This is a genomic window from Ensifer sp. SSB1 (assembly GCF_016652895.1).
Taxonomy (GTDB): Bacteria; Pseudomonadota; Alphaproteobacteria; order Rhizobiales; family Rhizobiaceae; genus Ensifer.
In genome coordinates, this window is record NZ_JAEPRP010000258.1 from 1 (window position 1) to 7,211 (window position 7,211).

At 64.3% G+C, this 7,211-nt stretch carries 7 protein-coding genes; 1 reads left to right on the forward strand and 6 read right to left on the reverse strand.

Annotated features, from left to right (window positions below):
- The 6 genes from I8N66_RS37650 to I8N66_RS34960 all read right to left on the reverse strand — a co-directional run.
- A partial coding sequence (locus I8N66_RS37650; protein ID WP_365888363.1) for an FAD-binding protein occupies positions 1 to 96 on the reverse strand: 96 nt, incomplete at its 3' end.
- A 160-nt stretch (positions 97 to 256) separates the two neighbouring features.
- Positions 257 to 1,759 (reverse strand): aldehyde dehydrogenase family protein, encoded by a 1,503-nt coding sequence (locus I8N66_RS34940; RefSeq protein ID WP_291164397.1) that lies wholly within the window; start codon positions 1,757 to 1,759, stop codon positions 257 to 259.
- 110 nt (positions 1,760 to 1,869) lie between these two features.
- On the reverse strand, positions 1,870 to 2,886 hold the full coding sequence (locus I8N66_RS34945; RefSeq protein ID WP_291164400.1) for an AraC family transcriptional regulator: 1,017 nt from the start codon (positions 2,884 to 2,886) through the stop codon (positions 1,870 to 1,872).
- 40 nt (positions 2,887 to 2,926) lie between these two features.
- Positions 2,927 to 3,868, reverse strand: a complete 942-nt coding sequence (locus I8N66_RS34950; RefSeq protein WP_291164403.1) for an FAD-binding protein — start codon at positions 3,866 to 3,868, stop codon at positions 2,927 to 2,929.
- Positions 3,865 to 4,617 (reverse strand): electron transfer flavoprotein subunit beta/FixA family protein, encoded by a 753-nt coding sequence (locus I8N66_RS34955; RefSeq protein WP_291164406.1) that lies wholly within the window; start codon positions 4,615 to 4,617, stop codon positions 3,865 to 3,867. The genes I8N66_RS34950 and I8N66_RS34955 overlap by 4 nt, the downstream gene beginning before the upstream one ends.
- Positions 4,618 to 4,655: 38 nt before the next feature.
- Positions 4,656 to 5,900 carry an acyl-CoA dehydrogenase family protein gene (locus I8N66_RS34960; RefSeq protein ID WP_043623505.1) on the reverse strand — a complete coding sequence of 415 codons (1,245 nt, stop codon included), beginning with the start codon at positions 5,898 to 5,900 and terminating at the stop codon, positions 4,656 to 4,658.
- Between the two features lie 422 nt (positions 5,901 to 6,322).
- Between I8N66_RS34960 and I8N66_RS34965 the strand changes: the two genes are divergently transcribed.
- Positions 6,323 to 7,211: amidohydrolase family protein (locus I8N66_RS34965; RefSeq protein WP_291164413.1), on the forward strand; the 889-nt coding region annotated here is incomplete at its 3' end.

Below are 7,211 nucleotides of genomic sequence, written 5' to 3' on the forward strand. Positions count from 1 at the left end.
GACCTGCTTCAGCCGGATCGCCGCCGCAAGACCCGCCGGTCCCGCACCCACGATCGCAACGTCGAACTCCATGCGCTCGCGTTCAACCATCTGCATGCAACCCGCCTGTTAATTGCCGGCCCGACAGAGAGGGTGCGCCGCGCGGAACGCGACACCCACCCTTAACCGAGACCGGTCGGAGTTCGCACGGCGACGCGCCGAAGACGGGGCGTCACCGTGCTGGAGGTTTGGTTCAATGGATCTGGTTCGGGCGAACTCAGTCCTTCGGTGGCCAGGTGGGGATGGTGCCCCGGCCCGACGGAAACCGGACGTTCTTTGAGCGCGTGAATTCGCGCAGCGTTTCCGCTGCATTTTCCCGGCCGAAACCGCTTCCCTTCTGGCCGCCGAAGGGGGAGCCGAGGAAGGCGCGGCGCATGTAGTTGTTGATGAAGATCATGCCCGCTTCGAGCTTGGCTGCGATCTTGCCGGCGTGCGCCTCATCGGTCGTGCAGATCGCCGCCGTCAGGCCGTATTCGCTGTCATTGGCGAAGCGGATCGCCTCTTCTTCGGTCGAGAACCGCATGATGCTGGCGATCGGGCCGAACATCTCCTCGCGCGCCGGGGTCATGTCGGGCGTGACGTCGGCAAGAACCGTCGGCGCGACCCAGTAGCCGTCCTTCAAGCGCTCGTCGGTCGGCAGTTTGCCCTGGGTGACGAGACGGGCTCCCTCCTTCAGCGCGATGTCGAGGTAGGAGAGAACCTTGTCGCGGTGTTTCGCATCGACCATGGCGCCGATATCGGTCGCCGGATCCAGCCCGTCGCCGACGACCAGCTTCTCGGTCGCCCGTGCGAACCGCTCCAGGAACTCGTCATGGAGGCTATCGTGCACCAGGATGCGTGACGTCGATGTGCAGGCCTCGCCCTGATTGTAGAACATGCCTTCGAGCGCGACGTTGATCGCGACGTCGAGATCGGCATCGGAAAGTACGATCAGCGCGTTCTTGCCGCCCAGTTCCATCGTGGCGTAGGTGAGGTTCTGCGCTGCCGACTGGAGCACGCGCCGGCCCGTCATCGTCGACCCGGTGAAGGTGATGCGCTCAACCAGCGGGTGGGACGCAAGTGCCGGGCCGGCGGCCATGCCGGCGACCGCGTTGAGAACGCCCGGCGGCAGGATCTCATTGGCGAGCTCGACGAGGCGCAGCACGGTCAAGGGCGCCTGCTCGCCCGGCTTGATGACGACGGTATTGCCAGCGGCGAGCGCTGGCGCGCACTTCTTGGAGAAGTGGATCGGCGGCCAGTTGAACGGCAGGATCGCGGCCACCACACCATAGGGCTCGTAGTTGATGCGCGCCTCGATCGGTCCCTGATCGAGGATCTCGCCGTGGATCGTATCGGCGAGACCGCCGAAATAATCGAAGCAGGCATGGCAGAACGACACGTCGAAGCGGAGCGCATCGCGACGCGGCTTGCCCACTTCGCGCGCCTCGATCTCGGCCAGTTCGTCCACGTGCTTGCGGATATGGGCGGCGACCTCCCGCAGGATCTGGCCGCGCTCGCGCGGGGAGCGGTCGCGCCAGGCCTGAAAGGCGCCGCGCGCACTTCTGACGGCCTGGTCGACGTCGGCCTCCGATGCATTGGTCACATGCGCGATCGTCGCGCCGGTTGCCGGCTCCTCGACGCTGAACGTGGTGGCGCTGCCGTCGTCCAGAAATTCCCCGCCCACGAACAGGCCGGACATCCGGAGCGGCGCCCGCGCCTGATCCTCGACATTCTTAAGCATTGCTACTCCTCCCATGTTGCAATCAACCGCACATGCCGGACCACGTCCCGGTCAGGCTTTCCTCTGTCCGTCGGACAATCCCGTTGTCCGGCTGGTTTCGTGTGATCCGCCTAGCTCCTGCTCCTTGGCAACAGGCCCGTGGCCTGCGCGCCGAGGCCGCGCCGCGTTGTCGCGGGTACGGCAAGGTCACTCAGCCGTTTCGCCCGATAGGCCGTCGGCGTCATTCCGACTGACTTTCGAAACGCCCGCAGGAAATACTTCTCGTCGTTGTAGCCGACGGCATAGGCGATCTGGCCGATCGGCTCGTCGGTCAGCACCAGGCGTTCGCGCGCGTCATCGATGCGCATCTCGCGGATGAGCGCGTTGAAGCTCGTGCCCGTATGCTGTCGCAACAGCGCGCAGAGACGGCTCCGGGAAAGCCTGGCATAGGCGGCCGCCTGATCGAGCGTCGGCGAACGCAGGTAGTTCTCCGCGATGAAATCGGAGATCCTGCGCATGTGTCCGCTGTCCCGGCCGAACGCCGGCAGCACCGGCGACAACTCGTCGAAACGATTCTCATAGGCCCGGCAGATCCTGCTAAGCATCATCGTCAGTTCGGCGCGAATGATCTCCCCGGTGCAGATCCGGTCCTCGGCATGCTCCAGGATCATCTCCCGGCAGGCCTCTTCGACGCGCGCCGCCTGGGCTTCGTCGAGGTTGAAGTCGATGTGCCCCTGCCAGGCAAAGGGCGTGAGCTCGGGGGCGATGCGCACCAGTTCCTGTATCGGATAGGAGCGCGTGATGCCCGGCCGGAGGAAATCGAGGTCGAAGTAGATAACGACGGACCGCGACGCGCCGCTGAACCGCATCTGATGCGGGGTCATGGGCGCGATGAAATAGACCGAGCCCGGCTGCGGCTTGTAGGATCTGAGACCGACGCGCGCCGTCGGTGCCTCGCTCATGAAATAGACGATCTGAAAGTAGTCGTGCTTGTGGGCCGGATAGAGCCTCTGGGTCTTTTCGACCAGGCGAATATGGAAACGGGGCGCGTCGGCCCGTTCGAGCGCGTAGGAACGAAAGGGCGCCGACAGGGTATCGTCACCGTCCTGATCCGGATCATCGCCCGGCTGCCCATCTGTCCTTGCCATCCCGTCCTCCTCGTTTGCCTCAGTGCCGATGCCGCCTGTTTCAAGGCGCGCTTGCGAGCGTGCCCTTCAATTCGGGAACGGCCTCGAAGAGATCGGCGACGAGGCCGTAGTCGGCCACCTGGAAGATCGGCGCCTCCGCGTCCTTGTTGATCGCGACGATCACTTTCGAATCCTTCATGCCCGCCAGATGCTGGATCGCGCCGGAAATGCCGCAGGCGATATAGAGCTCGGGCGCGACGATCTTGCCGGTCTGGCCGACCTGAAGGTCGTTCGACACGTAGCCGGCGTCAACCGCCGCGCGGCTCGCACCCAATGCCGCCCCCAGCGTGTCGGCGAGCGGCGCAAGCACCGTCTCGAAATTGTCGGCCGAGCCCATGCCGCGCCCGCCGGACACCACGATACGCGCCGAGGTCAGCTCGGGCCGCTCCGAAACTGCGACGGCATTGGCGACAAACGTCGACCGGGAGGCGCCTGGGGTAACGTCGACGGTCTCGATCGGCTTTGCCAATCCCCGACCCACGGCTCGGAATGCCGACGCCCGGATCGTGAGGACGCGTTTCGGGTCTTTCGAGCGCACGGTCTGCACGATGTTGCCGGCATAGATCGGACGGCGAAACAGGTCGGGGCCATCGATCGCGATCACGTCCGAGATCTGCATGACGTCGAGCAGCGCCGCGACGCGCGGCATCACGTTCTTGCCGGTCGAGGTGGATGCCGCGACGATGGCATCGTAGTTTCCAGACAAGGCGACGATCAGCTCGGCGAACGGCTCGGCAAGCTGGTTGGCTAGGCCTTCCCCATCCGCGATCAGCACCTTGGAGATGCCGTCGAGACAGGCTGCAGCCAAGCCCACGTCGTGACACCCTTTTCCCGCGACAAGCACATGGATGTCGTTGCCGAGGCAAAGGGCAGCGCTGACCGCCCTTGCCGTTGCCTCGTCCAGTTGCGCATTGCCGTGTTCGGCCAAGACAAGCACGCTCATGCCAACACTCCCGCTTCCGTTTTCAGTCGCTCGACAAGCTCCGCCACCGATTTCACCTTGATGCCGGCGGCCCTTGTCGGCGGCTCTTCGAGACGGACGACCTCCAGGCGCTCCTCGATGACCAGCCCGTAGTCTGAAGGTAACTTTTCCTCCACTGGCTTCTTCTTGGCCTTCATGATGTTCGGCAGCGACGCGTAGCGCGGTTCGTTGAGGCGCAAATCCGCCGTGACGATCGCCGGTAGCGCAAGCGCAATCGTCTGCGATCCACCATCGACCTCGCGAATGACGGTGGCGCGGTTGCCATCGACAGTGAGCTGCGAGGCAAAGGTCGCCTGCGGCCAACCGAGTTTTGCCGCCAGCATCTGTCCGGTCTGGTTGCAATCGTCGTCGACGGCCTGTTTGCCAAGAAGGATCAAGGCCGGCTGTTCTTCGCCGGCGACGGCGCTGAGCACCTTGGCAACCGCCAGCGGCTCGGTCGTCGCCTCCGTCCTGACGAGGAGGCCGCGATCGCCCCCCATCGCCAGTGCGGTGCGCAACGTCTCCGTCGCCTTTTCGGGGCCGACCGAAACGACGACCACCTCCGAGGCGATGCCCGCCTCCTTGAGGCGGACCGCCTCTTCGACCGCGATCTCGTCGAACGGGTTCATCGTCATCTTGATGGCGGCAAGGTCGAGACCGCTGCCATCGGACCGTAGCCTCACCTTCACGTTCGGATCGGCAACGCGCTTTATCGCGACCAGTATCTTCATCTTCGTCCTCCCGAGCCCGCCATCTCCTCCGGCAGGCCCTAGTTCTCAGGGCCCGCGTATTTGCCGGCGGTCGCCGGGAACATGGTCTTGATGATCTTCATCCGGCTGACATCGACGGTCGCGTCCATGTGCAGGAAGATTGCCGCGTCGCGGAACAGCTTCTCGATGCCGAACTCCAGCATTGCGCCGTTGCCGCCATGCAGTTCCAGCGCGTGGGTCGCGACCTTCATGATCTCTTCCGAGGCGTAGACCTTGGCCATGTTGCAGAGAACATCCATGTCCGGATGCCCCTCGTCGACGGCCCTCGACGCCCGCTCGATCAGCGCGCGCACCGCCTCGATCCGCGTCGCCATGTCGGCGAGCCGCAGGGCCACGGCCTGGTGCTTGATGAGAATACGCCCACCCTGCACGTAGTTCTGGACGTAGTCCGCCGTGCGCTCGAAGCAGGCGACGCCGACGCCGAGGTTCTTGGCCGCCTGGATGATCTTGCCGGCCCGGAAATACTGCCCGGCACTGCCAAGGGCGGTGTTCTGGACGAGAAGGTGATCGGCCGGAACCCGGCAGTCCTCGAACACCAGTTCGCCGTTGTTCATGAAACGGCAGCCCATGGTCTCGTTGCACTTCGTCACCGTCAGGCCGGGCGTGTCGCGGGGGACGAGGAAACTCGAAGTTCCCTGCAGCATGCCGACCGAGGAGTCGGTGTTGGCATAAACGACATAGAGGCTCGCATCGAAGCCGTTCGAGATGAACTGCTTGCGGCCGTTGATCACCCAGTGCCCGTCCTTGAGGACGGCCTTCGTGTGCATCGCCGCCTCGGGCACGTTGTAGGGCAGCCAGCGATCGGAAGCGCCGCGCGGTTCGGTCAGGCAATGAGCCAGCAGGAACTGCGGGTCCGCCAGAAGGCGTGGAAACCACTTGTCCTGCAGGTGCTTCGGCGCGAATTCGCGCAGGAGGATCGAGACCTTCCAGTTCTGCACCAGCTTGTCGGCAAGGCCCGAGTCGCCGCGAGCGATTTCCTCGGAGATCAGCGCGAAGGTCCTGACCTCTGTCTCGCGCTCCAGGTCGACGCCGCCATAGGCTTCCGGCACGCCGAGCGTGCGGACGCCGATCGTTTCGGCCCCCTCCAGGATCGAGCGCGGCAGCCGCTCGCCCGGGCTCATGTCCCATTCGCGCTGCCAGTTCGATCGAATGAAAGGCGTCACCGCGTCGTCGACGAAGGCGCGGCAACTGTCGCGCATCATTCGCTGTTCCTGGGACAGTGAGCCGTCATCGGCGTGGATCATTTCTCGCTCCCTTGGTTCTGATCTGGCGGGTTCCTCATCCGGCCGACAGATTGGTAGCGTGCCGCTCCCGTGGAGATGAGGTTCGAGTGTGCTCTTTTGGTGGACTATCGTCCAATTCGACGTGGATTTTCTGCGCGCCACGGGAAGCAATTGAGCGTCGGCCTTCTCCCCAATGGCTCCCCATGCCATCGCAGTCTGGATCGGCACGCGCCGAAATCCTTGTCCTATTTTTAAGACACTGTGGTTCGGATTCGGTGCCTACCGCCGGTTTGTAGCGCCCGTATCTTTTTTTGGGCCCGCTATCTCAGGCGTGGCGAAGACGGCTCGGCCACCATCCGACGTCGCAACTGTCGGAGAAAGCCGCGCGAACCACCCGCGCCCTCCGCCAGTTTGGTTTCACCGATCCTGTTGAGGAGAGTGCCTTGATCCGCCGGTTTTCGACCTTCTGCCTCGCCGCGGCGCAGCTTGCCGTTTTCACGCAACCGTCCCTGGCAAAAGATCGCCCCGACCTCGTGCTCAGAAACGGCACGATCGTCACCATGGACGAGGCCAGGCCGGTGGCGGAAGCGCTTGCCATTGCCAATGGCCGCATCGTGGCGGTCGGCAGCGACGAAGACATCGCAAAGCTGGTGCAGCCTGACACGGAGGTCCTGGACCTTGGCGGCCGCACCGTCATTCCCGGCCTTGTCGACACGCATATCCATGCGATCCGCGGCGGCCAGACCTATCCTTTCGAGACCTACTGGCACGACGAAACGAGCCTTGCGAGCGCGCTCGAAGCCTTGAAGACTGCGGCGCGGGATTGCGCCAGGGACCAGTGGGTCGCGGTCGTCGGCTCCTGGCATCCGGACCAGTTCGCCGAGCGCCGTCCGCCCGGGCTTGCCGACCTCGACAAGGCCCTGCCGGACACCCCGGCCTATGTGCAATATCTCTATGACTACGCACTCGTGAATACCAAGGGGATCGAGCTGCTTGCGCTCGACAACGCCACACCGAAACTACCGCCCGGCGTCAGGGTTGAGCGCAACGGCGAGAATCGCGCGACGGGCAAGCTCTTCGGGAACATCGGCTCGTTCAACGTGCTCTTCGGACAACTCAGCGCGATTGGAAAGGAAGAGCGCAAGGCGAACCTCAAGGTGTTCTTCTCGCATCTCAATGCAGCCGGGGTTACCGGCTTCATCGACCCTTCCGCAGGGCCGGCGGCCGGCTACGAACCGTTCTTCGCGCTCCGCGACGAAGGCGGCCTGACGCTGAGGGCCGGCTACCGCATTCCGGCGGCCCATCCCGGCAAACAGGCTGAATGGTTCCGCG

Excerpts from the sequence above, each read along its gene's own strand:
- I8N66_RS34940 (WP_291164397.1), bottom strand. The coding sequence starts at position 1,759 with ATGCTTAAGAATGTCGAGGATCAGGCGCGGGCGCCGCTCCGGATGTCC.
- I8N66_RS34955 (WP_291164406.1), bottom strand. The coding sequence starts at position 4,617 with ATGAAGATACTGGTCGCGATAAAGCGCGTTGCCGATCCGAACGTGAAG.
- I8N66_RS34960 (WP_043623505.1), bottom strand. The coding sequence starts at position 5,900 with ATGATCCACGCCGATGACGGCTCACTGTCCCAGGAACAGCGAATGATG.
- I8N66_RS34950 (WP_291164403.1), bottom strand. The coding sequence starts at position 3,868 with ATGAGCGTGCTTGTCTTGGCCGAACACGGCAATGCGCAACTGGACGAG.
- I8N66_RS34945 (WP_291164400.1), bottom strand. The coding sequence starts at position 2,886 with ATGGCAAGGACAGATGGGCAGCCGGGCGATGATCCGGATCAGGACGGT.